Origin of the sequence: Pseudomonas sp. ESBL9, assembly GCF_036668715.1 — a bacterium.
Lineage (GTDB): Bacteria > Pseudomonadota > Gammaproteobacteria > Pseudomonadales > Pseudomonadaceae > Aquipseudomonas > Aquipseudomonas lundensis.
In genome coordinates, this window is sequence record NZ_JAZEVV010000005.1 from 295100 (window position 1) to 321493 (window position 26394).

Consider the following 26394-nt stretch of genomic DNA (forward strand, 5'->3'; position numbering starts at 1 on the left):
TTATTGAGTCCTGAGCAAACGCCTTGCACGGTCGTTGTTCTCAGGGCGTCGACATCATCAGCTACGGCGTTTACCTCGGCGCAATACAACATGTGTTCAAAAACCATAAGCGGTCGATGGACATGCGTAAATGCGTCGGGCCTGACAGGAGCGTAGGAAATGTCTCGGCGTCCTATAGCCTCTGCTGTAGTACAGAGTGGCTTCAGGATGAAGGGGATTTCCGCCGTCCTGGCAGAGATAGCAGTGCGGTGCTGAACCGCACTGCCAGGTCCTTGCTTACTTGGTCACGCTGACCCCGTAGAACGAGTTCAAGCCAAATGGGCTGATTTTGAAGTCCTGCACGTTGCTGCGCATGGGTTGATACACCGTCGAGTGCGCGATAGGTGTCATCGGCACTTGTGCCTTGAGCAGTTGCTGCGCCTGTTTGTACAGTTTTGTGCGCTCTTCAACATCCGTCGTGCCTTTGGCCGCTTTGATCAGCTTTTCGTAATCAAGGTTGCACCACTTGGAAAAGTTGTTACCACTCAGTGCGTCGCAGCCAAACAATACGCCGAGCCAGTTGTCCGGGTCACCGTTGTCGCCGCTCCAGCCAATGATCATCGCGCCGTTTTCGCCGCCTTTGGAACGCTTGATGTACTCGCCCCATTCATAGCTGATGATCTTGGCCTTGATGCCAATTTTGTCCCAGTCGGACTGCAGCATTTCGGCCATCAGCTTGGCATTGGGGTTGTACGGGCGTTGTACCGGCATGGCCCATAGGACGATTTCGGTGCCTTCCTTGATGCCCGCTTCCTTGAGCAGTTCTTTGGCTTTTGCGGGGTTGTACGGGACGTCCTTGATGGTGTCGTCGTACGACCATTGGGTCGGTGGCATGCCGTTGACGGCTAACTGCCCCGCGCCTTGATAAACCGAGTCAATGATTTGCTGTTTGTTGACCGCCATGTCCAGCGCCTGGCGGACTTTGAGTTGAGCCATTGGGTTTGGCTCGTTACTGCCCTTGATTTTGTCCATCACGTTGTAGGCGATGTAGCCAACGTTGAAGCCCGCCTGGTCGGGCATTTTCAGATTCGGGTCTTCTTTGAGTGCCTTAAGGTCGGCTGGACGCGGGAAGAGGGTGACCTGGCATTCGTTCTTTTTGAGCTTCTGGATACGCACCGAAGGGTCAGTGGTGATGGCAAAAATCAGGTTGTCGATTTTGACGTCTTCTGGCTTCCAGTAGTCCTTGTTGCCGGTGTAGCGGATGTTCGAGTCTTTTTGGTAGCTCTTGAATACGAACGGGCCTGTTCCTACCGGTTTCTGGTTGATGTCCGACGGTTTGCCTTCTTTCAACAGTTTTTCGGCGTACTCGGCAGATTGCACAGAGGCAAAGCTCATGGCCAGGTTTTGAATGAACGCGGCATCGACCCCGTTGAGCGTGAACTTGACGGTCTTGTCGTCGATTTTCTCCACCTTGGCGATGTTTTTATCCATGCCCATGTCGGTGAAGTAAGGGAATTCGGTCGGGTAAGCCTTGCGGAACGGCATGTCCTTGTCGAGCATGCGGGTGAAGGTGAAGACCACGTCGTCTGCATTGAATTCGCGGGTGGGCTTAAAGTACGGGGTGGTGTGGAACTTGACCCCGTCACGCAGATGGAAGGTGTAGGTCAGGTTGTCGGGGGAAATGTCCCAGCTCGTGGCGAGGCCGGGTTCAACCTTGGTGCCGCCGCGTTCGAATTGGCTCAGACGGTTGTAGATGGTCTCGGCCGAGGCATCGAAGTCGGTCCCGGTGGTGTACTGGCCCGGGTCAAAACCGGCTGGACTGCCTTCAGAGCAAAACACCAGATTGGTCGCTGCTTGAGCGAAAGGTGCACTTGCCAGCAGGCTGGCGCCCACTAAAAACGGAATGACCGCGTGTTTGAACATGGTGGCCTCATGATTTTTGTCATTTTTGGTTTGAGGGCGACCTTGTGAGTCGACCCGGCGATACTTATGCACGGCCCATACCCATTGCAAGATGCCTTCTGCCTTGAACCGGTAATTCGTGGAACGATCGTACAAGAATGTCGCTTTTATGTAATTTATGACGCATTTGATCGTTTGCGTCCGGCTTTTTGACGCATTTAGTAATGTTTGTAGGCAGCGGTGAAACAGTCGTTGCACGGTTTTGGGGCGTAGCTGTTACTTATCTAGACTCTGTCGTTAAAAAGCTGTCAGTCAGAGATGATTTGTTGCGTAAGTCTTCACTGGTTAACACGCATGAAGTATCTGTAGGGTTTTTCGCGCGCGCAAAAAAGCTCCTGAAGCGTGGCCGTCTCAGGGGCTTACAGGTTGCGAATCGAGCGGTTACGGCATCTGCACTTCAATCACACCGTCGGCACTCATGCTGACTTCACTGGTGCCTGCTTCGATGTCCGGGGTCGGTGCGGATTCCATGTCGGCGGCGGCCGCTTTCATCATCATCGGGCCACGCATGAACGGCTGCGGATAGCCGTTGCTGTTGAGGTTCAGGCTGACAATTTTGTAGCCCTTGCCGCCCAACGCGTCTGTGGCCAATTGGGCGCGAGCCTTGAATGCATTGACCGCCTCTTTGAGCAGCGCATCTTCGCTGGTTTTGCGCGCGGCATGACCGACGGCGAACTGCATGTTGCCCATTTTCAGGGTTTGCATCAGCTCGCCAGTGAGCTTGGACAGGGCTGCGAAATCAGAGCTTTCCAGACGCAGCTCCGCGCGTTCACGCCAGCCGGTGATCTTTTGCGATTTGTTGTCGTAGACCGGGTAACTGTTGCGACTGCCCTGGCGCAGCGTCACGTCCTTAACCTGCTTGGCCTGGCCAATCGCCTTGTTCATGGCCGTGGTGATTTCAGCGGCCAGTTTGGCGGCGTCGGCGTTTTGCGCCTCGGTATAGAGCGTGACGATCATCAAGTCGCGCGCTACTTCCTGACTGGCTTCGGCGCGTAAAGACACCTGGTTGTAATGCAAATCATCGGCAGCCAGTGCGGGCAGGCTGGCCAGTGCGCCGAGGCTCAGCGTCAGAAGGGCGGCAGTGCGAGGGAAGGTGGACATGAAGGCTCCTTGAATGAGATCGGCAGGCGTAGGCGTGCGGGCCTGCATCTGAAGCATGAGACTGTAGAACGCCGGATTCAGTTCGCCCATTTACATTTTCAATACATATGCGGCTTGTCGGGTTTCAGACGGCATACCGCGTGCAAGCGCGGAGTGAGTAGCCCGTATTTGTGAAAAAACACTGTGGCCCATTGCCGCACTTTTGCCTGCGGGGCCATCAGCTTGGTTATACTCCCGGCGATCCGCCTGGAGCGCTCATCAGGAGAGCTCATGCTCGCCCCCGTACAGTTAATGTCTGCTGCCCGTCAGAACCTCTGGCGCCTTACGATTATCCGCACCTTGGTCCTCGCTGCCCAAGCGGGTTCGGTGGGGATCGCCTACCTGTTTGACTGGCTGCCCCTGCCCTGGTTTCAGCTGTGTATAACCCTCGGGTGCTCGATGCTGTTGTGCGCGTTTACCGCCATCCGCTTGCGCACCACCTGGCCTGTCACCGAGCTGGAATACGCGCTGCAACTGACGTGTGACCTGTTTATCCACAGTGCACTGTTGTATTTCTCGGGCGGCTCGACCAATCCTTTCGTTTCTTATTATCTGGTGCCGTTGACCATTGCTGCCGTGACGCTGCCGTGGCGGTTTTCCGTGGCATTGTCCGGGATCGCGCTGGCGCTCTACACGTTGCTGCTGGTGCAGTCTTATCCGCTGGATACGGGCGCATTCTTCCGCGAAAAATTACAGATCTACGGAATGTGGTTGAGTTTTGCCCTCTCGGCAGCCGTCATCACCTTCTTCGCTGCGCGTATGGCCGAAGAGCTGCGGCGTCAGGAGGAGCTGCGGGCGCTGCGCCGAGAGGAGGGGCTACGTGACAAGCAATTGTTGGCCGTGGCGACCCAGGCAGCAGGCGCGGCTCACGAGCTGGGTACGCCGCTGTCGACCATGAGCGTATTGCTCAAGGAAATGCGCCGCGAACACCCGGACCCAGAGTTACAGGACGACCTGAGCGTGTTGCAAGATCAGGTCAAATTGTGCAAGGAAACCCTGCAACAGCTGGTGCGCGCGGCAGAAGCAAATCGGCGCTTGGCGGTTGAAGTTCAGGACGTTACCCAGTGGCTGGACGAAGCCTTGAACCGCTGGCATTTGATGCGCCCTGAAGCGACCTATCGCTTCAAGTGCCTGGGGCATGCCCCGGTTCCGCGCCTGGCGCCACCGCCGGATTTGACTCAGGCCTTGCTTAATCTGCTCAACAATGCAGCAGACGCCTGTCCGGAAGGCCTTGAAGTCACGGTGGACTGGGATGCGGTGGACTTGACCATCAGTATCCGCGACCACGGTGCAGGTGTACCGTTGGCTATCGCCGAGCAAATTGGCAAACCCTTTTTTACCACCAAGGGCAAAGGTTTCGGCCTTGGCCTATTTTTGAGCAAAGCCAGCGTGACACGCGCCGGCGGCTCGGTAAAACTCTACAGTCATGAGGATGGCGGTACGCTCACCGAGCTGCGCCTGCCTCGTGTCGCCCGAGGAAACGAAAATGAGTGAAGAAATCCAGGTCGAAGGCGAAGAACTGCCGCATCTGTTGTTGGTGGATGATGACGCAACGTTCACCCGTGTGATGGCGCGCGCCATGAGCCGGCGCGGTTTCCGCGTCAGCTCGGCGGGTTCTGCGGAGGAAGGGTTAGAGCTGGCCAAGCAGGATCTGCCTGATTTTGCTGCGCTGGATTTGAAAATGGACGGTGATTCGGGGCTGGTGTTGCTGCCCAAGTTGCTGGAGCTTGACCCGGAAATGCGGGTGGTGATTCTGACGGGGTATTCGAGCATTGCCACTGCCGTTGAAGCGATCAAGCGGGGCGCGTGCAACTACTTGTGCAAACCTGCGGATGCTGACGACGTACTGGCAGCCCTGTTGACCCAGCATGCTGATCTGGATGCTCTGGTGCCGGACAACCCCATGTCGGTTGACCGCCTGCAGTGGGAGCACATCCAGCGCGTATTGGGCGAGCATGAAGGCAATATTTCGGCCACCGCCCGTGCCTTGGGCATGCACCGCCGCACCTTGCAGCGCAAATTGCAGAAGCGACCAGTACGTCGCTGAGCCTTATGGTTATCAATGAAGCCGGCCGTATTGGCCGGTTAGTCCATACGGCCCTGCACTCGCCATTAAGGCTGATGTCAGCCGCGTTCGCGAGTCTCGCCCAAGTGCGTGCTAGAGTGCTGGCTTCGACTTGCGGAGCACGTCATGAGCCGTTTATCGCGTTACGTTCTACCTCTTGTGTTGATGGCCAGCCTGCCTTTGGCTGCTGCGCCCGCGACAACTCAACTGTTGCACTCGCAGTTTTTGCCTGCTGATGACCTGCAGTTGCGCACCGAAAAACCTGAGCAGCAGCAGTTGATGCTGGTGACGTCTTATTCGGTGGTTGTGGGCAGTCAACGCCAGTCCAATCAACAGCCGATTCCCGTGACCTCGCCATTATTTGTCCGCTTGAAAGGCAAGCCGATGAGCCAGGGCGCGACGGTGCGCGAGGTGTTGATCTCGTTTGACGGAGAAAGCAAAAGCCTGAAAAAACCCGCGTTTGACAGCACAACCAGAACCCTGACGCTGTCGTACCCCATGTCGCAGTATCGCGTGGTGATGGATCTGCTGCGCAATGACACGGTGTATTGCCAGTTTTTGACCTATGCCAACGGCCATATCTGGGCGGACTTGCACACCGGCAGCGTGCGCGCTCGTTGAGGCTTGGGTAAACTGCGGGCCCCGTGAAGTATCAGCAAGCTGGAGTCGGACATGCGTAAAGACAAGAAACAGTTGATTGGCGATGAGATCGGCGATGAGCAGATCAAGTTGTTCCTGGACTTCGAGCCCGTGGACGCGACGTCCCCTTCGCTGCACAAATTGATCAAGGCCTATCGCGGATTGCGCATCGACGATTTCGAGCGTTTTCTCACGTTCTTTAAAGAAGCCGGTTTTGACCTCGATGGCAAGGACGAACACGGCCAGACCTTCGTGGATGTGATCAAGGATCAGCGCAACGCTGCCGAGTACATCGAACTGATCGCTAACGCCCGCGCCTGACGTATGCCGTTTGTCGCGGCCTGTAAGGCTGCGACGCCAAACTCTTCGCTTATTACCGATTTGTCTTACATCCCTGGCAGCCTTGATCGCCGGGTATTTTTTCGTGGGCGATCAATACTCAAGTCGACAGGCAGTCTGTTCGCTGCTCATCAGGAGGATGGGCGGTGCAAAAAACAGTGAAAGGATTTCAACGTTGAAAGCGATAAAACGGTTTATTACTCGGCTGTTGATGGGGGTGAGCCTGGGGGTGATGGCCTCGCCGGCAATGGCCCTGGATGAGGTGCTTGAGGTCGAGATTCACAATGCGACCTCTGCGGCGATTGTCCCCAGGAAGGATTTTTCGTGGTTGGAAAGCCCGGCCAATGCCGGGCATGACTTTGTCATTGAGCCGGGTGGCAGTCAGGAGTTGACCTACTATTTGCCGCAATCGCGTGGCAATGAGTCGTTCAGTTATCGCCAGGGTGAGCGCGTGTGTGTGTTCAGTTTTAGCCATCTCACCCCGGACAATCCGAGAGGCAATCGTCAGGTCAATGCCCGTTCGACGGGGCAGGTATTGAGCCTCTGTAGCGCGGAGTTGATCCCCGTCACTGACGACGATGACTTTGTGAGGAACGGCGGAACGCGCATCCTGTTCACCATGGGGCCGTGATCCGGCAGCGGTGCGTAAGCCATAAAAAACCCTCACCCCCAAAAAAGGGTGAGGGTTTAAGCGTGATGCTGAAACTCGAAGGTCGCGTTACGCGATGCTTGTGTTCGGCGCCACCAGCTCCAGCAACTCGGAGTTACGAGTGCTGATTTCACGGTACAGCTCGGCGTCTGTTTCCAGCACCTTTTCCCGTGCCGGGAAAATTTCCTTGAGCTTGGCAGCCCATTCCCCCGTGGCTTTTTGCGCGAAGCAACGTTCGATCAGGTCCAGCATGATCGATACCGTCACCGATGCGCCCGGTGACGCACCCAGCAGTGCCGCCAGGGAACCGTCTTTGGCTGCGACCAGTTCGGTACCGAATTGCAGCACACCGCCTTTTTTCGGGTCTTTCTTGATGATCTGAACCCGCTGGCCCGCAATCTCAAGGCGCCAGTCTTCGGCTTTGGCCTGTGGATAGAAACGGCGCAGGGATTCCAGGCGCTGTTCCATCGATTGACGCACTTCGCTGACCAGGTACTTGGTCAGGTCCATGTTGTCGCGCGCAACGGCGAGCATTGGCCCGATGTTGCCCAGGCGAATCGACATCGGCAGGTCGAGGAACGAGCCATGCTTGAGGAACTTGGTGGTGAAGCCGGCATAAGGCCCGAACAGCAGGGATTTTTTGCCGTCCACGACACGGGTGTCCAGGTGTGGGACCGACATCGGCGGCGAGCCCACTGCGGCCTGGCTATACACCTTGGCCTGGTGGTGCTTGACCACTTCCGGGTTGTCGCAACGCAGCCATTGGCCGCTCACCGGGAAGCCGCCGTACCCTTTACTTTCTTCGATGCCCGAGGCTTGCAGCAATGGCAAGGCGGCACCGCCTGCGCCCAGGAACACGAACTTGGCATCGATATGGCGCGTGTTGCCGCTATTGATGTCCTTGACGCTCACCGTCCAGCCGCTGCCATTGCGTTTGAGGCCAGTGACTTTTTGGCTGTACTTGATTTGCGTGTCCGCAGCGCTGGCCAGATGCTTGAGCAACTGCTTGGTCAAGGCGCCGAAGTTGACGTCTGTACCGTGCATCACACGGGTCGCCGAAATGACTTCATCTGCCGGGCGGCCCGGCATCATCAGCGGCATCCACTCGGCCATTTTGGCTTTGTCTTCGGTGTATTCCATGTCTGCAAACGCATGGTGCTGGCTCAGCACGTCAAAACGTTTTTTCAGGAAGGACACGCCTTTTTCGCCTTGCACAAAGCTCAGGTGAGGCACCGGGCTAATGAAGGACTTGCAGGAACCGAAGGTCCCCTGTTGCGCCAGGTGGGCCCAAAACTGTTTCGAGACTTCGAACTGCGCATTGATGTGCACAGCTTTTTTGATGTCGATCGAACCGTCGGCCGCCTGGGGCGTGTAGTTCAACTCACACAGCCCGGCATGGCCGGTGCCTGCGTTGTTCCACGGGTTGGAACTCTCCGCAGCACCTGAGTCCATTTGCTCTACTACTTCCAGCGAAATGCCGGGGTCGAGCTCTTTGAGCAGTACGGCGAGGGTGGCACTCATGATGCCCGCTCCAACCAGTACTACGTCGACTGCTTCGTTATGCGCCATTAACGCGTCTCCAAAATCTACGGCACCAAATTGACGGCATAGCTGCCAGGTGGTCCGAGGCGTGGATCAGGTGGAGCCTCGGGTCACGCGTGGCCAGGATCGCCATGTCCGATTCATCGCAATTGCTTGCTGCTTCAGCGGACGCCACCAACCGGGCCTTGAAGGTTCATATGAACGCACTTCACAGGGCGGGAGGCAATTCGACTTAAGGTCAAGAGCGTCCGTTTGGGCAACCAAATCCGTAAGCGGACAGGCTTCAGTCGTGTGCGGTAAAGCTGACTTCAGACCTGCTGGATGGGGCTGTAACAGACGCTAATGGTGCATGTTCAGACGCAAAACTTTTCATTTGCTCGCCACACTCTTGTGAAGTTGTGAAAACCCGTTTTTTTTCACGCTCTTTTGAAGACGTGAACCTCAAAAAAGGGCTGCCGCATGCCTGGCACCAAACCCGTGTACGACCTGCAAGGCAGGTGTGGCATAGCGGGCGAACAACGCAGTGGCCGAGCAACATGGCAGCTCTGCAGACTGTTAACAGGTGGTGGTTTGCATGAAAAAAAGCAAGCGCCAGCTCTACACAGTCTGTGTGGGCGGCTCTCTGTGGGCGATTTTGGGGTGCTGATACCTGCGTATCAACGGTGTTGCGGGGCCCGATCAGGAGACGTCCTTATAATCGGGGGGAGATTGTAGCGAAGAAACGTCGGCAATTGATCCTGTTAAATGACTTTTATTGGTGATTGAGTCAAACACCCCACATCGGTTGCACCCTTGAACGCGTTGCAGGCGAGGTCACACGGGCGTCAGGCGGTAAAACCTGGTGCAACCAGTTCAGGCGAACTTCTGAGATTTCGACCCAGCCATCACCGACCGGCGGTTGCGTGCAGTGCTTGAACGCGCGGCAGCGACCGCTGCTGTCCAGGCGTGCAAAGTGGCGGTGGGGGCGGGTGGTGCTCAGCAACGACTTTAACCAGTTCATGGCAAACCCCTCTTTCAGTAGTGCCCCGAGATTGCCACGTTGACGTGACGCACTGATGTACTGCGCATGACAGCCGGGTGACAGCAAGCGGCTGGTTTGCAGGCCGGTGGCCCCGCTATACTGGCGACCAGTTTGACCTTGCCCTGGAGAGATGAGCATGTTGCAACGCCTGTTGTTCGGTTTGATCACTGTGACCAGTTTGACGCTGGTCGGCTGCGCCCACAGCCCGCAACAACTTAGCCCGCAACCCAAGCTGACCACTCAGCTCGCGCCAGTCGGCCGCGGCCAGCCAGTGGTTGTCCGCGTGGTCGATGGCCGTCCGTCGCCGACGCTGGGCACCCGCGGTGGCATGTACCCGGAAACCAGCGCGATCAGTGTCAGCAGTGCGGACCTGATCCCCAAACTGCAAGCCCAGGCCGAAGCCGCTGTCCGCCTGCTGGGTTACACCCCGACCACCAATGCGATGAATGCCCCGCAATTGACGGTGACCCTGGCGGAACTGAAGTACCAGTCCCCCAAAGACTCCATGTACGTGACTGAAGCGACCATTGGTGCCACGTTCCGTTCTGATGTGAAGAACGGTGGCCGTACTTACAGCGGTCGGTACGGTGCGTCGCTGGATCAGCGTTTCGGCATGGCGCCGAATCAGGAAACCAACACCAAGTTGGTCAGCGACGTATTGAGCGATGCCTTGACCCGCGTATTCAAAGACCCTTCAGTGGGTCGTTTGCTGGGCGAGTAACGGTAGAAAGCAAAAAGCCCGAACTCGGTGAGTTCGGGCTTTTTTGTGCGCGAAGGGTTCAAGCTGCTTCGGCGTATAGCTCCAGACGGCTGACGCCCGTGAGCAAGTCCAGTTCGGGCAAGTCGACATGGGTGTGACCGCTGAGGGCGCAATAAACCAGCCAATGCTGATCCTGAACGTTAAAGGCTAACCCTTCGATCAACGCCTGCTGTTCGTCGCTGGGGGCGATCAGATAGAGGCGGTCCTGGTTTTCTGCGTGCAGCATGACAAGCTCCGTGTCGGTGTCGAGGGGCCACAGAGTGACCGCTTAACATGACGATACGGTGACAGCAGAATTGAGGCGTTGGGCCTGTAGTCGCCGCCGTACAACACGAGGCAGCGACCACAGACGCGGGCTTTACAAGGGCAGGCCTGCCTTGATGCGGTACTGGTTGCGCACCGGCATTGCATATTGCAGCACCAGGTAAGGGCGGTGCTCGGCCGGGCAAGCGTCCAGACGGCGCTGCCACTCTTGTCGGGCCTTGGCCAATTCATCTGCCGGGAACACCTGTGCGGCGTCAGGCACCTGCAGTTGCGGGTCTGCGTCATCCCACTGCGCATACGCCAGGTAGTGCGCCGGGAACAGGCGATAGCCGCCGAGGATCTGGCGATCCATTTCGGCGGCCAACAGTTTGCTGTCTTCGAAAAACTCAGTCACGGGGGCAGCAAAGTTTACGTGCACGCGGCCTTTGTAACCGGTGATGCCGTTGGCGATGCTGGTGTCGTCTTCGCCGGGCGCCTTGGTGTAAGCGCCGGTGGTGGCTCGGATATACAGCTCGCGTGCCTTGGCCTGATCGCACGGGTCGTATTCGTAGCTGATCGACACGGGGGTCATGTTCAGTGACTGAACCACCTCGCCAAACGGCTCGTTCTTGCGGCTCATGTGGAACATTTTCAGGATGGCCGAATCCGTGCGGTCGTCGCCGTCTTTGGCGCGGCCTTCAGCCTGAGCAATCCAGATCGAGACGCCATCGTTGCGGATCGAGTGATTGATGTACGCCGACAGCAATTGATAGGCCGCGAGCTTTTCCCGGCGTCCGGTGATCGAACGGTGCACGATGAAACTTTTGTTGAGGCGCATCAGATCGCTGACAAACGGCTTTTGCAGCAAGTTGTCGCCGATGGCAATACGTGGCGTCGGCAGGCCTGCGTGGTAAACCGCGTAATTGACGAAGGCCGGGTCCATCACGATGTCGCGGTGGTTGGCCAGGAACAGGTAGGCAGTGCCGGACTTCAAATTCTCGACGCCGGAGTAGGTCACCCCATCGGTCGCGTGTTCAATGGTGCGGTCGACGTACACTTCGACTTTGTCTTGCAAGGTGGCGACAGAGGTCACGCCAGCGAACTCTTTACGCAGGCGATGCGCTATAAGAGGTTTTAACAGCCAGCCGAAAGCGCCAGCCAGGCGCGGGAAGCGAAAGTGGGTCAGGATATCTAGAAACGCCTTGTCGCTGAGCAGCCGGGCCAGCACGGCTGGGACTTCGGCGTCGTCGTAAGGTCGGATGGTATCGAATTCGCCCATCATGCTCTCTTGTTGGAAACGGCTAGGGTAAGTAAACAAGGCAGGCCAAAAATAATAGCCCTGCAAATAGACCGGCGATTATACGCACAAGTCACTCTGGAGACCGCGATGCTTGAAACCGAACAGTACGATTGCCCTTATTGCGGTGAACCGGCAGAAGCGGTGCTGGATCTTTCGGGCGGTGATCAGACCTACATTGAAGACTGCCCGGTGTGCTGCCGGCCGATTGTCTTCACTCTCCAGATCGACGGTCATGAGTGGATGCTCGATGTCCGTAGCGAAAACGAGTAGCCGTCATGCAGCGCATCTACGAGCCTGAAAACCTGATGGAAGCCGAGCTGTTGCTGGGCATGCTCGCCAGCGAAGGGGTTACGGCGACCCTTCAGGGGCGTGACCTGATCGGCGGCACGGGCGAATTACCGGCACTGGGTCTGTTGGGACTGGCCGTGGCCGATGATCACGCCCGTTACGCGCGCGAGCTGATCGATGCGTACAATGCCGCCTCGCCCTTTGAGGGCGACGAGCCTGATAGCTACCCCGATGTGCTGGAGTGTTAACGGCCCTTTGTTCACTGCTATATAGAAAAGAGTTGTACAGCCCCATGTGTGGACGTTTTGCCCTGTTTCGCTGGAACCCTGCATTTGCAGCCTTGCCCGGTTTTCCGGCGGATCAGCAGGCGCAATGGAATATCTCGCCCAATGATGCGGTGTTGATCGTGCGCGCAGGCGAAGCGCCGGGCCAGCGAACCCTGGCCCGGGCGCGTTGGGGCCTGACCCCGGCCTGGCTGACGGACCTGTCTCGCACACCGGCCCATGCCCGAGCTGAAACCGTTGCGCAACAGCCGATGTTTCGTGACGCCTTTCGCTTGCGTCGCTGCCTGCTGCCGGCCAATGGGTTTTATGAGTGGCGCGGCACCACGCGCAAACGCCCGTACTGGCTGACGCCCGGTGAGGGCGCTTCACTGTTTTTTGCGGCGATTTGGGAGGCCTATCCGGTGCAAGGCCACGAATGGTTGAGCACGGCTGTCATCACTCAGGCGGCGGCCAGTCAGCGGCGCCCGTTGATTCTGGATGAGGCGGGTCAGCAAGCCTGGCTGGATCCTCAAACCCCTTTGCATGTGTTACAGGCGCTGCTGGCCAGCCAGCAATCCCCGTTGCGGGAGCGCCCGCTGGCCAATCTGGTCAATGATCCCAAGCTTAATGCCCCCGAGTGTCTGACGCCGGGTTGAGGCGCGTGTCTGCTACGATGCGCGCCATCTTTATGGAGAGTCGTGATGGGTAAATTAGCGGTAGTGTGCGTGGTGGGCGCAGGGCTGTTGCTCGGCGGTTGTCAGTCGGTCAATACCACCAATGCCGGTGCGGTCGGCATTGAGCGCAAGCAGTACATGTTCAGCATGCTGTCGAGTCAGCAAGTGGATCAAATGTACGCCCAGTCGTACCAACAAACCGTCAGCGAAGCCAATACCAAAGGTGTTCTGGACAAAACCAGTGCCAATGCCAAGCGCTTGCAAACGATCGCCAACCGGCTGATTGCCCAGGTCCCGGCCTTTCGCCCGGATGCGGCGCAATGGAATTGGGAAGTGAACCTGATCAAAAGTGATGAGCTCAATGCCAGCTGCGGGCCGGGCGGCAAGATCATTTTCTATAACGGGATCATTGATCAGCTCAAACTCAACGACGATGAAATCGCTGCGGTCATGGGCCACGAGATTGCCCATGCATTGCGCGAACATGGCCGCGAGTCGATGTCCAAAGCGTACGGCATCGAAATGGCCAAGCAGGGTGCGGGTGCATTGCTGGGGCTGGGGCAGGACAGCCTGCAACTGGCCGATACCGTGGTCAATTACAGCCTGACGCTGCCTAACAGCCGCAGTAACGAAAACGAAGCAGACCTGATTGGTCTGGAGCTGGCGGCGCGTGCGGGCTATAACCCGAATGCCGCCATCACCTTGTGGCAGAAAATGGCGCAAGCGTCGCAAAGTGCGCCGCCTGAATTCATGAGCACCCACCCGGCGTCGAGTAGCCGGATCGCCGCGTTAGAAGCGGCGATTCCCAAGGTGTTGCCGTTGTATCAGCAAGCGCCAAAAACCCAGTAACCCCTGGCGTTGCCCGGCCCTTTCCCGAACAAGAGGGCCGGTGATGGGGGGCTACACCCAGCCGCTGATCGCCATTGCCTTGTACACCGCCACCGCGGCCAGTACGAAGAAGGCGGTCGCCGCCAACCGGCGAATCAGGGTCAGCGGCAACTTGTCGGCTGCAAAGTTACCTGCCAGCACCACCGGCACGTTGGCAATCAACATGCCCAGGGTTGTGCCGATAATCACCAGCCACAGATCCGGGTATTGAGCGGCCAGCATCACGGTCGCCACTTGGGTCTTATCGCCGATTTCAGCGATGAAAAACGCAATCAGTGTGGTCAGGAACGGGCCAAATTTGCGGGCCGTGCTCGCTTCGTCATCGTCCATTTTGTCCGGCACCAGCGTCCACAGTGCGGTGGCCGCAAAGCTGGCTGCGAGGATCCAGTGCAAGGTCACACCCGAGAAGAAACTTCCGAACCAGGCACCTACCGCACCTGCTGCGGCGTGGTTGGCCAGGGTCGCGGCCACGATGCCGGCAATGATTGGCCAGGGCTTGCGAAAGCGGGCGGCGAGAATGAGGGCGAGCAGCTGCGTCTTGTCGCCGATTTCGGCCAAGGCAACGATTGCGGTCGGAACGAGTAAGGAGTCGAGCATCATCAGGTGGTTTCCAGGGGCGGGTCGACACGGCTATGACACGTACATCCTTCCCGCCCCGGGTAAGGTGTTCGTGTCATAGGTCTTGTCAAACCCCGGTCCGTCTGTGCGGACTCCTGGGTCGCATACGCCATGGTCTGTTGACCAAGTATGTTGACGTATGCCGGACGAGCATGGCGCTCGTGGGAGACTACTCCCCTAGGACGGAGCGGATTCTGCCTATGCAAATCCGATCCGGCAAGCCTTGTTTATTAATTTGTTTTATCGACGCTTGGCGCTGTAAATCCGAAATCCCTGGCCTTCAGCCTTGACGGTGCAGGCCCCGAATTGCTCTTCAATGAGTGGCTGGTAGCGCAGGAAGCTATTGGCAACAATCCGAAGTTCGCCACCTTTTTTCAGATGTTTGACCGCTTTTTGCAGCAAGTTTTCCGTGGCGTGGTAATCGGTATGGACGCCCACATGGAACGGTGGGTTACTCAGAATAGTGTTGAGCTCCATCGGCGCGGCATCGATACCGTCTGCGCAAATCACCTCAGCGTCCAGGCCGTTGGCCGCCAGCGTCAGGCGGCTGCTGGCGGTAGCAAACGCATCCACATCGAGCAGGGTGACGCTGTTGTGCGGGTAGCGACGCTTGACCGCTGCGCCCAATACCCCTGCGCCGCAGCCAAAATCCAGTACGTGACCGCTGGGCAGTTTGTCGAGGTGCTCCAGCAGCAGGGCGCTGCCGCGATCCAGACGACCGTGGCTGAACACGCCGGGCAGGCTGACCACGTTCAGCGGGCCTTCTTCCAGTGCCAGTTCGTAATGCTGCGCAAGGTCTGCCAGGACCGGTGCTTGCGGCGCATTGACCACAGTGACTTGCCACAACTGGCAATGCCGGGCGCTGTCGAGCTTGCGCGGCTTGCCGAACGGGATCAGTTGTTTGGAGGCGCCTTCAATGCCGCCTTTCTTCTCGCCCACCAGAAACACATCGGCATTGGGCAGGCGTGCGGCCACGGCCTTGAGTACGTAGTCGCTCAGCTCTTTGGACTTGGGCAAATACACGACGGCAGTGTCGAACGCGCGCGCCGGAACATCGACCCCAAAATGCACGCGCCCGGCAAAGCGAGCCTCCAGCGCGGCCTGGTCGCCAGCATGCCAGCACCAGCCGTGGGCGTTCGGTAAGCGGCCGAGTACGTCGTCAGGTGGCAGGCCCACCAAGAGCACCTCGCCCTGAAAGTAATCAGGCTGACGAAGCAGTACTTCACTGCGCGGATCCATAATCTGCTCCTCAAAAAGGGGCGCAGTTTATCAACTGACGACCCGCAGCGCTGTACCGTTGAAGAACGCGTGAGCGTTTTCAGTCAATTGGCCCACAATTCGCTGCCGCGCCTCACGGCTGCCCCAGGCGCTGTGGGGTGTGATGATCAGGCGCGGGATGTCTGCCGCCAGCAGCGGGTTGCCGTCGCGGGGCGGTTCTACGCTCAGCACGTCGGTGGCGGCTCCACCCAAATGGCCGCTACGCAGGGCGTCTGCCAAGGCCTGTTCGTCGATCATGCCGCCGCGAGCGGTGTTGACCACGAACGCGCCGGGCTTGAGCAGTGCCAACTCTCGGGCGCCGATCAAATTTCGCGTGTGTTCGTTGAGCGGGCAGTGAAACGTCAACGCATCGACCTGCGGCAAGAGTTCATCCAGTGGCAGGCGATCAGCGCGTGCCGGTCGCCCGGGGATTTGCCCGACCAGCACGCGCATGCCAAAGGCTTCGGCCAGTTTTGCGACGGCGCTGCCCAGCTCGCCATGACCCAACAGGCCAAGGGTCTTGCCTTCCAGCTCCACAATCGGGAAGTCCAGCAGGCAGAATTGTTTGGCCGTTTGCCATTGCCCGGCAGACACCGCTTTTTGATAGTCGGGCAGGCGTGTGGCCAGTGCGAGCAGCAGCATCAAGGTGTGTTGCGCCACCGAGGGCGTGCCGTAACCCTGGCAATTTGCCACAACGATGCCGTGGGCACGTGCGGCTTCCAGGTCAATGTTATTGGTGCCTGTGGCGGCGACCAGGATCAGTTTTAGCTGCGGGCACGCCGCGAGGGTGTCAGCGTCCAGCAGGATTTTATTGCTGATGGCCACGGTGGCGCCTTGCAGGCGTTCGATGACGTTTTCAGGGGTAGTGTCGGCGTACAGGTGCAGATCGCCCAGGCATTCACGCAACGGGCTGAGGTTCAGATCGCCCAGATCCAGTGAGGTGTGATCCAGGAACACGGCGCGGCGAGTGTTAGTCATCAACTGTACCTTTTGTGCGGTGAAATGAAGGCGTAATGTGGCGAGCCTATCAGAAGAAACAATTTGTAATGGAGCCGTGCATGTATTGGACAGAATTCTTGACCGTCGCCCTGATTCATCTGTTGGCGGTGGCCAGCCCGGGCCCGGATTTTGCCGTGGTGGTGCGTGAAAGCGTGACCCACGGTCGCCGCGCAGGCATGTTCACGGCGTTCGGGGTTGGCACGGCGATTTTTGTTCATGTCGGTTATTCGCTGCTTGGCATCGGCATCATCGTGTCGCAATCGATTGTGTTGTTTAACGCACTCAAATGGCTGGCGGCAGCTTACTTGCTGTACATCGGGATCAAGGCGCTGCGTGCCAAACCCGCTGATCCTGCCGCCGTGGCCTCTTCGCTGCCGGTGGGCGAACGTACGGCGCGCGGCGCGTTCACGTCGGGGTTTGTGACCAATGGCTTGAACCCGAAGGCCACGCTGTTTTTCCTGTCGCTGTTTACGGTAGTGATTAACCCTCATACGCCGCTGTCGATTCAGGCCGGGTATGGCGTGTACCTGGCTGTCGCGACCGGGCTGTGGTTCTGCATGGTGGCCATGCTGTTCAGTCATCAACGTGTACGCACAGGGTTTGCGCGCATGGGCCACTGGTTTGATCGCACCATGGGCGCAGTTCTGGTCGCGCTGGGCGTGAAACTGGCCTTTACCGAAATGCATTGAGGCTTTAAGCCCTGATCACCGCTGTGAATTAATGGGTTTTTGTCACTGCCGACTAGAGTTACCCCCAAGGCGACGTTGATCGTTTTCTCATTGGGGGTTTCTCATGTTGCAGACTCGCATTATTGCGCCCACCCAAGCGGCGCATGCAGCCCCGCTGCTGATCAAGCAATTGCTGTTGTCCGGGCGGCGCTACGAAGCGTCGCGGGAAATCGTCTATCGCGACCTGCGGCGTTATTCCTACGACACCCTCAACGAGCGGATTGCCCGGTTGGCCAATGTGCTGACAACTGCCGGTGTCAAAGCAGGTGACACCGTGGCGGTGATGGATTGGGACAGCCATCGTTACCTGGAATGCATGTTCGCCATTCCGATGCTCGGAGCGGTGGTGCACACCCTTAACGTGCGTTTATCTGCCGAACAAATCCTTTACACGATGAACCACGCGCAAGACCGGTTTGTATTGGTCAATAGTGATTTCGTGCCGCTGTATCAAAGCATCGCCGCGCAATTGACCACGGTCGAGAAAACCCTGTTGCTGACGGACACGTTTGAGCCCGCAGGGCAGTTGCCCAATTGCGTCGGGGAGTACGAGCAACTGCTGGCGGCCGCGAGCCCTGACTATAGGTTTGAAGAGTTCGATGAGAACTCGGTGGCCACCACGTTTTACACCACAGGCACGACCGGTAATCCCAAAGGGGTGTATTTCACCCACCGGCAACTGGTGCTGCACACCCTCGGGATCTCGACCATTCTCGGCAGCGTGCCGGCTGAGCGGTTGCTCGGCGGCAGCGACGTGTACATGCCGATCACACCGATGTTTCACGTGCATGCGTGGGGCATGCCGTATCTGGCCACCCTGCTGGGGCTTAAGCAGGTGTATCCGGGGCGATATGAGCCGGAACGGTTAGTTGCGCTCTGGGAACGCGAACAGGTGACGTTTTCTCATTGCGTGCCGACCATTTTGCAAATGCTGCTTAACGCACCAAACGCCCAGGGCACTGACTTCAAGGGGTGGAAAATCATTATCGGCGGCAGCGCATTGAGCCGTACGCTATTCGCCGCTGCCAAGGCCCGCGGCATTGAGTTGATGGGGGCTTACGGCATGTCTGAAACCGGTCCGCTGGTGGCTTGCGCGCACCTGGAGGACCACGCATGCGCGGGGCCGGAGGATGAGCGCATCAGTCACAGAATTCGCGCAGGGGTGCCGGGGCCGCTGGTGGAAGTGGCCCTTGTGGATGAGCACGGGCAGTTCCTCGCCCATGACGGCGAAACCCAAGGGGAGCTGGTGTTGCGTGCGCCGTGGCTGACCGGCAGTTATTTACATGAGCCCGAAAAGGGCGCCGAGTTGTGGGCGGGCGGCTGGCTGCACACCGGCGACGTGGCAACCCTCGACCGTCGCGGGGCGATCGACATTCGTGACCGGATCAAGGACGTCATCAAGAGCGGTGGCGAGTGGGTGTCGTCGCTGGAACTGGAGGACTTGATCGGTCGTCACGCGCAGGTGCGCGAGGTGGCCGTGGTGGGTGTGCCCGATGCGCAGTGGGGCGAGAGGCCAGTGGCAATGCTGGTGCTGGCAGAAGATGCCCGTTTGGATGCTGAGGCGCTCAAAGACCACCTTCAGCCTTTTGTCGATGCGGGTTCTTTGCGCCCTTGGGCGGTGCCCGCTCAGGTCGTGCTGGTGACTGAAATCCCCAAGACCAGTGTCGGCAAGCTCGATAAAAAAAGGATTCGCCATCAGGTTTCACAAACCCTGTAGCCGCTGAAGCATGCAACGACCGTGGGTGAGGGGCATATGCGTCGAGGATCTTGTCAAAATCTGGTTTTCCTTCATCCTTGCGGGCCTATTGCGACGTGCCCTCGGAGAAGTATCAATGCCCTCAGTCAACCGGTTCTGGCGTCGCGCCCAACTGCCGCTGGCAGTCAGCTTTGCCGCGACGCTCGCCGGGCCCGCCTGGGGGCTGAGCTTTAACGTCGGGGACGTCGAAGCTCAGCTCGATTCCGAGTTATCGATTGGCGCCAGTTGGTCGACCGCCAAGGCCGATCAGTCATTGATCGGTGCCAATAATGGTGGCACTGGCCACTCGCAAATTTCCGACGATGGCCGATTGAACTTCAAGCGCGGCGAAACCTTTTCCAAATTATTCATGGGGGTTCACGGGCTGGAGCTGAAGTATGGCGACAGCGGCCTCTATGTGCGTGGCAAGTATTGGTACGACTTCGAACTGCAAGATGACAGCCGCCCGTTCAAGGACATCAGCGACAAAGGCCGTCGTGCCTCGGCGCAATCCGCTGGCGCGCAGTGGCTGGATGCGTTCGTGTACCACAACTATGTGATTGCCGATCAACCCGGCGCCGTACGTTTGGGCAAGCAAGTGGTCAGTTGGGGGGAAAGTGCTTTCATCGGCGGCGGGATCAATGCCATCAATCCGACTGATGCGTCGGCTTATCGCCGTCCGGGCACCGAGTACAAGGACGGTCTGGTGCCGGTCAACCTGTTCTACCTGTCGCAAAATCTCACCGACCGGTTATCGGTGGAAGGTTTTTATCAGTTGGACTGGGAGCAGTCCGAGGCCGACAACTGCGGGACATTTTTCTCGCAATCGGATGTGATTGCAGACGGCTGTAGCGGCAACTACCGGGTGATGAGCGCGCGTTCAGCCCTGGCGGTGGCCGACCTGGCGGCGCTGACCTCGGCCGGGGTCGACATCAACAACGAAGGTGTATTGGTGCGTCGGGATGCGGATCGTAACGCGCGCAACAGCGGGCAGTTCGGACTGGCCATGCACTATCGCTTCGACCCGCTGGACACTGAGTTCGGCGCGTTCTTCATGAACTACCACAGTCGTGATCCGATCATCAGCGGCCGTGCGGCTTCGCAGGCGGTGTACAACGCGGCGTCTGCCGCTGGCAGCCTGGGGTCGATGCAGGTCGCGGGCAATGCCAGTTACTACGTCGAATACCCCGAAGACATTCGGCTGTACGGCATGAGTTTCGCAACCACGTTATCCACAGGCACGGCGTGGAAAGGGGAGTTGAGCTATCGTCCAAATGCGCCGGTGCAACTCAATACCGATGATTTGCTGTACGCCAATGTCACCTTGCTGCCGGGGTTGGCGGATGCGTCCCCGTTGAGCGTGACGCCGGGGGCCGATGCCGCAGGCTATCGGCGGAAAGAGATCACCCAGTTTCAGACCTCGCTGACGCACACTCTGGACAACGCCATGGGCGCCAATCGGCTGATTCTGACCGGGGAAGTTGGCATTACTCACGTTGCCGGGTTGGAAAGCCGATCCGATAAGCGCTATGGCCGCGACCCGGTGTTCGGTCAGGAGGGTAACGATGGCTTTACCACGGCCAATTCGTGGGGCTATCGGGCGCGGGCCGTGTGGGAATACAACAGCGTGCTGCCGGGCATCAATCTCAAACCCGCTGTGGCGTGGTCCCACGACGTCAGCGGTTACGCACCCGGCCCCGCGGCCACGTTCGAAGAAGGCCGAAAAGCGGTCAGTATCGGCCTGGATGCCGAATTCCAGAACACCTACACCAGCAGCGTGTCGTACACCAATTTTTTTGGCGGCCGCTACAACACCTTGAGTGATCGCGACTTCATGGCGTTAAGCGTCGGGGTCAAGTTTTAAACCGTTTTATCCGCTTTGGAACCCCGAACCATGAATAACCTGCCTGCGCTGATCCGTGAAACATTCCCCGTCGGCCCTTTGCAGTGCAACTGCACGATCATCGGCGATCCGGTGACGAAAAAGGCCATTGTGGTCGACCCGGGTGGCGATCATGAATTGATTCTGGCGCGCCTGGAGAAGCATGGTTTGAAGGTAGTGAGCATCATCCACACCCATGCGCACCTGGACCATTTCCTGGCATCGGGTCAGCTCAAGGAGAAAACCGGGGCGACGTTGCATCTGCACAAAGAGGATCAGTTCCTGTGGGACAACCTTGAAATGCAGTGCACGTTGTTTCGCGTCCCCTATACACCGGTGCCGTCACCGGATCGCTGGCTTGACGACGATGAAGAACTGGCGTGCGGGTGTGGCGTGGCGATTCACACGCCGGGGCATACGCCGGGCTCCATGAGCTTCTGGTTTGCTGATGCAAAACTGTTGATTGCCGGGGACACGCTGTTCCGTCGTGGTGTTGGCCGTACGGATTTGTGGGGTGGCGATCAGGCAACTATCGTACGTTCCATCAAGCAGCGTCTGTATACGCTGGATGAAGATGCCACCGTGATTACGGGTCACGGCCCTGACACCCGTCTGGGCGATGAGATGCGCGAAAACCCGTTTGTACGTGCTTGATCAGCCGATGGAATTTTTAACGTTGGCTGTGTTCCAACGCCCACAGAGGTCCATTGCCAACGACCTCTGCCCCCAGAAAGTATTGAGTAGGAGCTTCACCATGTTTATTTCGAGTCGTTTGATCGTGGCCGCCAGTGCCATTGCTTTGCTGGCCGGCTGTGCCTCGCCCAACCCGTATGACAATCAGGGTCAGGCATCGACGGGCATGAGCAAGACGGCCAAGTATGGCGGACTGGGCGCGTTGGCCGGTGCAGTGGCGGGGGCTGCCATTGACCACAACAACCGTGGCAAGGGCGCACTGATCGGCGCTGCCGTTGCGGGTCTGGGGGCCGCGGGTTATGGCTACTACGCTGACAAGCAAGAAGCTGCACTGCGCGCCAGTATGGCCAACACCGGTGTAGAAGTTCAGCGTCAGGGTGACAACATCACTTTGGTCATGCCGGGCAATATTACGTTCGCGACCAGCTCAGCGAACATTTCGCCCAGCTTCTACCAGCCGCTCAATAGCCTGGCCAACTCGCTGAAGCAACTCAATAACCAGCAACAGATTCAAATTGTCGGTTACACCGACAGCACCGGTAACTACAACTACAACATGCAGCTGTCTCAGCAGCGTGCGCAGAGCGTTGCCACTTATCTGACGTCTCAGGGTGTCAGTGGCCAGTATTTGTCTGTCATAGGTAAAGGTCCTGCGGACCCGATTGCCAGCAATGCGACCCCTGATGGCCGGGCTCAAAACCGACGTGTTCAGATCACCCTGGCGCCGATTCCAGGCATGAACTACCAGCAACAAGGTCAGGTTCAGCAATACCCGTAAGCCTCGTTTTTAGCCGTTTTTGACGGAGAGCGTGCAGGTTTTGTGAGACGGTTTGCCATGCAAACCTTCAACGGTCACAGCCCGATGCACAACAAAAAGCCCCGCGATCTTCATCGCGGGGCTTTTTGGTGAACGCTTTACCGGATGAATTACTTCTTCAGGCCGTAATGCTCGTCGAGCATGCCGGGGGCGTTCGGGGTTTTCGGCGCGTAGTCCAATGGCGGCTCTGAGCTGTGCGGCGGGGTAAGGCGCTCGCGGTGCGGCTGAGGCGCTTCGGAATGCAGTGCGGCCAGCAGGCGTTGGCGAGTCTGCTCGTCGAGGGCCAAACGGTTGGCGCCCTCGGCGAGATGGTCTTGCACATCCTGATAGCTCTGAGTGAGTTTCTTCACCAGATTGGCGGTGCTGTTGAAGTGGGTCACCACTTCATTCTGATAACTGTCAAAACGTTCCTGGATGTCATCTAGCTGGCGCTGCGTGCGGTTAGGCGCGGCATTGGGCAGAAGACGAGCGACCAGAAAACCAATGGCGACACCTGCAACCAAGGCTAGAGTCGGCAACAACCAAATCAAGAGCGAGTGTTCCACGAGTCCTTCCTCTATAAACGGCTTTGCTTTACGTTAACGGCTCGGACCTGCGCTGTATACCGCGATGCACTCGCAAATATGTCAGACAGAATCTATCAGCTAGACGAGTCGACCCAATTTGAGGTCACGGAGTTCCTTCTTGCTTACCCGCGAAACCCCCCTTTTGATTGATGGCCCGGTGGGCCATCTGGAAGCGTTATACCTCGATCAGCCCGAAGCAAAAGGCCTTGCGCTGCTGTGCCATCCCAACCCGGTACAGGGTGGGACGATGATGAATAAAGTGGTTTCAACCCTTCAGCGCACGGCCCGCGATGCTGGCCTGACTACCTTGCGGTTTAATTATCGTGGCACCGGCGCCAGTCAAGGCCGCCATGACATGGGCACCGGCGAAGTCGATGATGCGTTGGCGGCGGCTCATTGGCTGCGTGCCAAACACCCGGATCTGCCGATCACGTTGCTGGGTTTTTCGTTTGGCGGATTTGTGGCTGCAAGTTTGGGCGGCCGGCTTGAAGCCGAAGGCGAAGCCCTTAAACACGTGTTCATGATTGCACCGGCGGTGATGCGTCTGCGTGACGAAGATGCGTTGCCCCACGAATGCGCATTGACCGTGATCCAGCCACAAACCGATGAAGTGATCGATCCGCATCTGGTTTACGACTGGTCCGAAGACCTCTCGCGCCCCCATGAGCTGCTGAAAGTGGCAGAATGCGGACACTTTTTTCACGGCAAGCTGCCTGAACTCAAAGAGTTGGTGCTGCCACGCCTTTCGAATTGATTGCAGTCTGATAAGCGATTACCTATGACCACTCGTACTCGAATCCTCACCGGTATTACCACCACCGGTACGCCGCACCTGGGCAACTATGCCGGTGCAATTCGCCCGGCCATCGTGGCCAGCCGTGACAGCAACGCCGACTCCTTTTACTTCCTGGCGGACTATCACGCGCTGATCAAATGCGATGACCCGCAGCGCATCCAGCGCTCGCGTCAGGAAATCGCGGCGACCTGGCTGGCGTCCGGTCTGGATGTCGAGCGCGTGACGTTTTACCGTCAATCAGACATCCCCGAGATTCCTGAGCTGACCTGGCTGCTGACCTGCGTAGCGGCTAAAGGCCTGCTCAACCGCGCCCACGCTTACAAGGCGTCGGTGGATAAAAACCTGGAAAACGGCGAAGACCCGGACGCCGGTATCAGCATGGGCTTGTACAGCTATCCGGTGCTGATGGCTGCCGATATTTTGATGTTCAATGCCAACAAGGTGCCGGTCGGTCGCGACCAGATCCAGCACGTTGAAATGGCCCGTGACATCGGCCAGCGTTTCAATCACCTGTTTGGCAACGGCAACGATTTTTTCGCCATGCCTGAAGCGCTGATTGAAGAAAGCGTTGCCACCTTGCCCGGTCTTGATGGGCGCAAGATGTCAAAAAGCTACGACAACACGATCCCGTTGTTCACCAGCGCCAAAGACATGAAAAACGCCATCTCGCGCATCGTGACCGACTCCCGTGCGCCCGGCGAAGCCAAGGATCCGGACAACTCGCATTTGTTCACGCTGTATCAGGCGTTCTCCACGCCCGCGCAGACGGCAGAGTTCCGCAGCGAGCTGTTGCAGGGCTTGGGTTGGGGTGAAGCCAAAGAGCGCCTGTTCAAGCTGTTGGACGCCGAATTGGGCGAGGCTCGCGAGCGGTATCACGAATTGATGTCGCGCCCATCCGACATGGAAGACATTCTGCTGGCCGGAGCCCGCAAGGCTCGCTCCATTGCAACGCCTTTCCTGGCGCAGTTACGCGAAGCCGTCGGTCTGCGTTCGTTTGTCAGTGCGGCGCAGGCCACGACAGCGACCAAGAAGAAAGCCAGCAAAGGCCCGCGCTTTGTCAGCTTCCGTGACGAAGACGGCAGCTTCCGCTTCCGCTTGCTGGCCACCGACGGTGAGCAATTGTTGCTGTCGCGCCGCTTTGCCGATGGTAAAGCGGCAGGGCAAGTGACCAAGCAACTGCAATCCGGCGAGCCGCTGGACGTGCGCACCCAAGACTCGAGTTTCAGTGTGTGGCTGGCAGGAGAATGCGTGGCGGACAGCCCGGAATTCGCCGACAGCGTCGCCCGTGATGCAGCCATCGAGACCCTGCGTGCGGCGCTGGTGCCTGCACAGGATTAAGAAAGTGCGGCGATTCGCCTCAGGTCCGATTGCCATTCCCCAGGGCCGTCGCTACAGTGACGGCCCGTTTTTGTTGCCTTGCTAACGAATTATGACGCCTCTAGAACGATATCAAGCTGATCTGAAACGCCCGGACTTCTTCCACGATGCCGCGCAGGAAAACGCTGTACGCCATTTGCAGCGTCTGTACGACGATCTGGTTGCCTCTTCGCAGAGTAAGCCGGGCCTGTTCGGCAAGCTGTTCGGCAAAAAGGACCAGACGCCGGTCAAAGGCCTGTACTTCTGGGGTGGCGTAGGGCGGGGCAAGACTTATCTGGTTGATACGTTCTTTGATGCCCTGCCGTTTAAGCAGAAGGTTCGTACGCACTTCCACCGCTTCATGAAGCGTGTGCATGAAGAAATGCGCACCCTGAATGGCGAAAAAAACCCGCTGACCATCATTGCCAAGCGTTTTGCCGACGAGGCGCGGGTGATTTGTTTCGATGAGTTCTTTGTGTCGGACATTACCGACGCCATGATTCTCGGGACGCTGATGGAAGAGCTGTTCAAAAACGGTGTCACTCTGGTTGCGACTTCTAACATCGTGCCTGATGGTTTGTACAAAGACGGTTTGCAGCGCGCGCGCTTCTTGCCTGCCATTGCACTGATCAAGCAGAACACCGAGATCGTCAACGTTGACAGTGGTGTGGACTACCGCCTGCGCCATCTGGAACAAGCTGAGCTGTTTCACTTTCCGCTCAATGAAGCGTCGGAAAAATCTCTGCGCGAGAGCTTTAAAGCGCTCACACATAACTCGACCCGTGCTGTGGAAAACGATGACTTGATCATCGAGAACCGCACCATTCGCGCCTTGCGTACGTGCGATGACGTGGCCTGGTTTGAGTTCCGCGAGCTGTGTGATGGCCCTCGTAGCCAGAACGATTACATTGAACTGGGCAAGATCTTCAATGCGGTGATCCTCAGCGGCGTTGAGCAGATGGACGTGAAAACGGATGACATTGCGCGCCGTTTCATCAACATGGTCGACGAATTTTACGACCGCAACGTCAAGCTGATCATTTCCGCTGAAGTCGAGCTCAAGGACTTGTACAAGGGTGGGCGTCTGAATTTTGAATTCCAGCGCACCCTGAGTCGTCTGCTGGAGATGCAATCCCACGAATACCTGACGCGGGCCCACAAGCCTTAGTCGAGCACTTCATGAGAAAGGCCTGCT

General features: G+C 58.0%; 28 protein-coding genes and 1 riboswitch. Of the genes, 18 read left to right on the forward strand and 10 right to left on the reverse strand.

The window, feature by feature from the left end; all coding sequences use genetic code 11:
- Window positions 1-276: 276 nt before the first annotated feature.
- Both V6F78_RS16265 and V6F78_RS16270 read right to left on the reverse strand, forming a co-directional pair.
- Complete coding sequence (locus V6F78_RS16265; protein WP_047292192.1) at window positions 277-1902, reverse strand: ABC transporter substrate-binding protein; 1626 nt, start codon at window positions 1900-1902, stop codon at window positions 277-279.
- Window positions 1903-2322: 420 nt separating this feature from the next.
- A complete protein-coding gene (locus V6F78_RS16270) occupies window positions 2323-3042 on the reverse strand; it encodes an SIMPL domain-containing protein (RefSeq protein WP_094990619.1) in 720 nt (239 codons plus the stop codon).
- A 270-nt stretch (window positions 3043-3312) separates the two neighbouring features.
- Between V6F78_RS16270 and V6F78_RS16275 the strand changes: the two genes are divergently transcribed.
- The 5 genes from V6F78_RS16275 (at window position 3313) to V6F78_RS16295 (ending at window position 6755) form a co-directional block, all read left to right on the forward strand.
- On the forward strand, window positions 3313-4575 hold the full coding sequence (locus V6F78_RS16275) for an ATP-binding protein (RefSeq protein ID WP_047273714.1): 1263 nt from the start codon (window positions 3313-3315) through the stop codon (window positions 4573-4575).
- Window positions 4568-5128 carry a response regulator transcription factor gene (locus V6F78_RS16280; RefSeq protein WP_094990612.1) on the forward strand — a complete coding sequence of 187 codons (561 nt, stop codon included), beginning with the start codon at window positions 4568-4570 and terminating at the stop codon, window positions 5126-5128. Before V6F78_RS16275 ends, V6F78_RS16280 begins: the two co-directional genes overlap by 8 nt.
- 144 nt (window positions 5129-5272) lie before the next feature.
- Window positions 5273-5767, forward strand: a complete 495-nt coding sequence (locus tag V6F78_RS16285) for a hypothetical protein (RefSeq protein ID WP_048374454.1) — start codon at window positions 5273-5275, stop codon at window positions 5765-5767.
- Between the two features lie 51 nt (window positions 5768-5818).
- Window positions 5819-6106: a PA4642 family protein gene (locus tag V6F78_RS16290; RefSeq protein ID WP_047273721.1), complete on the forward strand. Its 288-nt coding sequence runs from the start codon at window positions 5819-5821 to the stop codon at window positions 6104-6106.
- A gap of 193 nt (window positions 6107-6299) precedes the next feature.
- A complete protein-coding gene (locus V6F78_RS16295; RefSeq protein WP_332727830.1) occupies window positions 6300-6755 on the forward strand; it encodes a hypothetical protein in 456 nt (151 codons plus the stop codon).
- Window positions 6756-6842: 87 nt separating this feature from the next.
- On the opposite strand, the gene mqo is transcribed toward V6F78_RS16295, so the two are convergent.
- Both mqo and V6F78_RS16305 read right to left on the reverse strand, forming a co-directional pair.
- Window positions 6843-8342, reverse strand: a complete 1500-nt coding sequence (gene mqo, locus V6F78_RS16300) for a malate dehydrogenase (quinone) (RefSeq protein WP_047273723.1) — start codon at window positions 8340-8342, stop codon at window positions 6843-6845.
- Between the two features lie 739 nt (window positions 8343-9081).
- On the reverse strand, window positions 9082-9315 hold the full coding sequence (locus tag V6F78_RS16305; RefSeq protein ID WP_047274279.1) for a hypothetical protein: 234 nt from the start codon (window positions 9313-9315) through the stop codon (window positions 9082-9084).
- Between the two features lie 157 nt (window positions 9316-9472).
- On the opposite strand from V6F78_RS16305, the gene V6F78_RS16310 reads away from it, so the two are divergent.
- Window positions 9473-10057, forward strand: a complete 585-nt coding sequence (locus V6F78_RS16310; RefSeq protein WP_047273725.1) for a YajG family lipoprotein — start codon at window positions 9473-9475, stop codon at window positions 10055-10057.
- A gap of 58 nt (window positions 10058-10115) precedes the next feature.
- Here V6F78_RS16310 and V6F78_RS16315 read toward each other — a convergent pair whose 3' ends face one another.
- Together V6F78_RS16315 and V6F78_RS16320 are read right to left on the reverse strand one after the other, a co-directional pair.
- A complete protein-coding gene (locus V6F78_RS16315) occupies window positions 10116-10322 on the reverse strand; it encodes a hypothetical protein (RefSeq protein ID WP_047273727.1) in 207 nt (68 codons plus the stop codon).
- Between the two features lie 132 nt (window positions 10323-10454).
- On the reverse strand, window positions 10455-11621 hold the full coding sequence (locus V6F78_RS16320; RefSeq protein WP_047273729.1) for a 1-acyl-sn-glycerol-3-phosphate acyltransferase: 1167 nt from the start codon (window positions 11619-11621) through the stop codon (window positions 10455-10457).
- A gap of 105 nt (window positions 11622-11726) precedes the next feature.
- On the opposite strand from V6F78_RS16320, the gene V6F78_RS16325 reads away from it, so the two are divergent.
- The 4 genes from V6F78_RS16325 to V6F78_RS16340 are packed head-to-tail and all read left to right on the forward strand — an operon-like array spanning window position 11727 to window position 13713.
- Window positions 11727-11909, forward strand: a complete 183-nt coding sequence (locus V6F78_RS16325) for a CPXCG motif-containing cysteine-rich protein (protein ID WP_047292141.1) — start codon at window positions 11727-11729, stop codon at window positions 11907-11909.
- A 5-nt stretch (window positions 11910-11914) separates the two neighbouring features.
- Window positions 11915-12175, forward strand: coding sequence for a putative signal transducing protein (locus V6F78_RS16330; protein ID WP_047273733.1), 261 nt, complete (start codon window positions 11915-11917; stop codon window positions 12173-12175).
- Window positions 12176-12219: 44 nt separating this feature from the next.
- Complete coding sequence (locus V6F78_RS16335; protein ID WP_047292143.1) at window positions 12220-12846, forward strand: SOS response-associated peptidase; 627 nt, start codon at window positions 12220-12222, stop codon at window positions 12844-12846.
- A 45-nt stretch (window positions 12847-12891) separates the two neighbouring features.
- A complete protein-coding gene (locus V6F78_RS16340; protein WP_047292144.1) occupies window positions 12892-13713 on the forward strand; it encodes a M48 family metallopeptidase in 822 nt (273 codons plus the stop codon).
- Between the two features lie 51 nt (window positions 13714-13764).
- On the opposite strand, the gene V6F78_RS16345 is transcribed toward V6F78_RS16340, so the two are convergent.
- From V6F78_RS16345 to V6F78_RS16355, 3 genes are all read right to left on the reverse strand, one after another.
- Entirely contained in the window at window positions 13765-14349 is a 585-nt protein-coding gene (locus tag V6F78_RS16345; RefSeq protein ID WP_332727942.1) for a TMEM165/GDT1 family protein, read from the reverse strand.
- 90 nt (window positions 14350-14439) lie between these two features.
- Window positions 14440-14561: riboswitch (yybP-ykoY riboswitch) on the reverse strand.
- A gap of 49 nt (window positions 14562-14610) precedes the next feature.
- Complete coding sequence (locus V6F78_RS16350) at window positions 14611-15609, reverse strand: class I SAM-dependent methyltransferase (protein ID WP_047278928.1); 999 nt, start codon at window positions 15607-15609, stop codon at window positions 14611-14613.
- Window positions 15610-15639: 30 nt separating this feature from the next.
- Window positions 15640-16605: a 2-hydroxyacid dehydrogenase gene (locus V6F78_RS16355; RefSeq protein WP_097191707.1), complete on the reverse strand. Its 966-nt coding sequence runs from the start codon at window positions 16603-16605 to the stop codon at window positions 15640-15642.
- Window positions 16606-16685: 80 nt separating this feature from the next.
- Between V6F78_RS16355 and V6F78_RS16360 the strand changes: the two genes are divergently transcribed.
- The 5 genes from V6F78_RS16360 (at window position 16686) to V6F78_RS16380 (ending at window position 22442) form a co-directional block, all read left to right on the forward strand.
- A complete protein-coding gene (locus V6F78_RS16360; RefSeq protein WP_047292148.1) occupies window positions 16686-17315 on the forward strand; it encodes a LysE family translocator in 630 nt (209 codons plus the stop codon).
- Window positions 17316-17418: 103 nt separating this feature from the next.
- The gene (locus V6F78_RS16365) at window positions 17419-19071 is read left to right on the forward strand and encodes a fatty acid--CoA ligase (RefSeq protein WP_332727834.1); all 1653 of its coding nucleotides are present in this window, start codon (window positions 17419-17421) and stop codon (window positions 19069-19071) included.
- A gap of 115 nt (window positions 19072-19186) precedes the next feature.
- A complete protein-coding gene (locus V6F78_RS16370; protein ID WP_332727835.1) occupies window positions 19187-20953 on the forward strand; it encodes a DUF1302 domain-containing protein in 1767 nt (588 codons plus the stop codon).
- 30 nt (window positions 20954-20983) lie between these two features.
- The gene (locus V6F78_RS16375) at window positions 20984-21625 is read left to right on the forward strand and encodes an MBL fold metallo-hydrolase (protein WP_169840006.1); all 642 of its coding nucleotides are present in this window, start codon (window positions 20984-20986) and stop codon (window positions 21623-21625) included.
- A 100-nt stretch (window positions 21626-21725) separates the two neighbouring features.
- Window positions 21726-22442 (forward strand): OmpA family protein, encoded by a 717-nt coding sequence (locus V6F78_RS16380; protein WP_047292152.1) that lies wholly within the window; start codon window positions 21726-21728, stop codon window positions 22440-22442.
- 149 nt (window positions 22443-22591) lie between these two features.
- On the opposite strand, the gene V6F78_RS16385 is transcribed toward V6F78_RS16380, so the two are convergent.
- Entirely contained in the window at window positions 22592-23026 is a 435-nt protein-coding gene (locus V6F78_RS16385; protein WP_047273751.1) for a YhcB family protein, read from the reverse strand.
- 139 nt (window positions 23027-23165) lie between these two features.
- On the opposite strand from V6F78_RS16385, the gene V6F78_RS16390 reads away from it, so the two are divergent.
- From V6F78_RS16390 to zapE, 3 genes are all read left to right on the forward strand, one after another.
- Entirely contained in the window at window positions 23166-23801 is a 636-nt protein-coding gene (locus V6F78_RS16390; protein ID WP_048374468.1) for an alpha/beta hydrolase, read from the forward strand.
- 24 nt (window positions 23802-23825) lie between these two features.
- The gene (locus V6F78_RS16395) at window positions 23826-25181 is read left to right on the forward strand and encodes a tryptophan--tRNA ligase (protein ID WP_047278916.1); all 1356 of its coding nucleotides are present in this window, start codon (window positions 23826-23828) and stop codon (window positions 25179-25181) included.
- Window positions 25182-25272: 91 nt separating this feature from the next.
- Window positions 25273-26367 (forward strand): cell division protein ZapE, encoded by a 1095-nt coding sequence (gene zapE / locus V6F78_RS16400; RefSeq protein WP_047273757.1) that lies wholly within the window; start codon window positions 25273-25275, stop codon window positions 26365-26367.
- Window positions 26368-26394 lie beyond the last annotated feature (27 nt).

Excerpts from the sequence above, each read along its gene's own strand:
- V6F78_RS16310 (WP_047273725.1), top strand. The coding sequence starts at position 9,473 with ATGTTGCAACGCCTGTTGTTCGGTTTGATCACTGTGACCAGTTTGACG.
- V6F78_RS16315 (WP_047273727.1), bottom strand. The coding sequence starts at position 10,322 with ATGCTGCACGCAGAAAACCAGGACCGCCTCTATCTGATCGCCCCCAGC.
- V6F78_RS16325 (WP_047292141.1), top strand. The coding sequence starts at position 11,727 with ATGCTTGAAACCGAACAGTACGATTGCCCTTATTGCGGTGAACCGGCA.
- zapE (WP_047273757.1), top strand. The coding sequence starts at position 25,273 with ATGACGCCTCTAGAACGATATCAAGCTGATCTGAAACGCCCGGACTTC.
- V6F78_RS16305 (WP_047274279.1), bottom strand. The coding sequence starts at position 9,315 with ATGAACTGGTTAAAGTCGTTGCTGAGCACCACCCGCCCCCACCGCCAC.
- V6F78_RS16290 (WP_047273721.1), top strand. The coding sequence starts at position 5,819 with ATGCGTAAAGACAAGAAACAGTTGATTGGCGATGAGATCGGCGATGAG.
- V6F78_RS16370 (WP_332727835.1), top strand. The coding sequence starts at position 19,187 with ATGCCCTCAGTCAACCGGTTCTGGCGTCGCGCCCAACTGCCGCTGGCA.
- V6F78_RS16265 (WP_047292192.1), bottom strand. The coding sequence starts at position 1,902 with ATGTTCAAACACGCGGTCATTCCGTTTTTAGTGGGCGCCAGCCTGCTG.
- V6F78_RS16395 (WP_047278916.1), top strand. The coding sequence starts at position 23,826 with ATGACCACTCGTACTCGAATCCTCACCGGTATTACCACCACCGGTACG.
- V6F78_RS16340 (WP_047292144.1), top strand. The coding sequence starts at position 12,892 with ATGGGTAAATTAGCGGTAGTGTGCGTGGTGGGCGCAGGGCTGTTGCTC.
- mqo (WP_047273723.1), bottom strand. The coding sequence starts at position 8,342 with ATGGCGCATAACGAAGCAGTCGACGTAGTACTGGTTGGAGCGGGCATC.
- V6F78_RS16355 (WP_097191707.1), bottom strand. The coding sequence starts at position 16,605 with ATGACTAACACTCGCCGCGCCGTGTTCCTGGATCACACCTCACTGGAT.
- V6F78_RS16320 (WP_047273729.1), bottom strand. The coding sequence starts at position 11,621 with ATGATGGGCGAATTCGATACCATCCGACCTTACGACGACGCCGAAGTC.
- V6F78_RS16345 (WP_332727942.1), bottom strand. The coding sequence starts at position 14,349 with ATGCTCGACTCCTTACTCGTTCCGACCGCAATCGTTGCCTTGGCCGAA.
- V6F78_RS16280 (WP_094990612.1), top strand. The coding sequence starts at position 4,568 with ATGAGTGAAGAAATCCAGGTCGAAGGCGAAGAACTGCCGCATCTGTTG.
- V6F78_RS16270 (WP_094990619.1), bottom strand. The coding sequence starts at position 3,042 with ATGTCCACCTTCCCTCGCACTGCCGCCCTTCTGACGCTGAGCCTCGGC.
- V6F78_RS16380 (WP_047292152.1), top strand. The coding sequence starts at position 21,726 with ATGTTTATTTCGAGTCGTTTGATCGTGGCCGCCAGTGCCATTGCTTTG.
- V6F78_RS16285 (WP_048374454.1), top strand. The coding sequence starts at position 5,273 with ATGAGCCGTTTATCGCGTTACGTTCTACCTCTTGTGTTGATGGCCAGC.
- V6F78_RS16350 (WP_047278928.1), bottom strand. The coding sequence starts at position 15,609 with ATGGATCCGCGCAGTGAAGTACTGCTTCGTCAGCCTGATTACTTTCAG.
- V6F78_RS16375 (WP_169840006.1), top strand. The coding sequence starts at position 20,984 with ATGAATAACCTGCCTGCGCTGATCCGTGAAACATTCCCCGTCGGCCCT.
- V6F78_RS16365 (WP_332727834.1), top strand. The coding sequence starts at position 17,419 with ATGTTGCAGACTCGCATTATTGCGCCCACCCAAGCGGCGCATGCAGCC.
- V6F78_RS16330 (WP_047273733.1), top strand. The coding sequence starts at position 11,915 with ATGCAGCGCATCTACGAGCCTGAAAACCTGATGGAAGCCGAGCTGTTG.
- V6F78_RS16360 (WP_047292148.1), top strand. The coding sequence starts at position 16,686 with ATGTATTGGACAGAATTCTTGACCGTCGCCCTGATTCATCTGTTGGCG.
- V6F78_RS16335 (WP_047292143.1), top strand. The coding sequence starts at position 12,220 with ATGTGTGGACGTTTTGCCCTGTTTCGCTGGAACCCTGCATTTGCAGCC.
- V6F78_RS16275 (WP_047273714.1), top strand. The coding sequence starts at position 3,313 with ATGCTCGCCCCCGTACAGTTAATGTCTGCTGCCCGTCAGAACCTCTGG.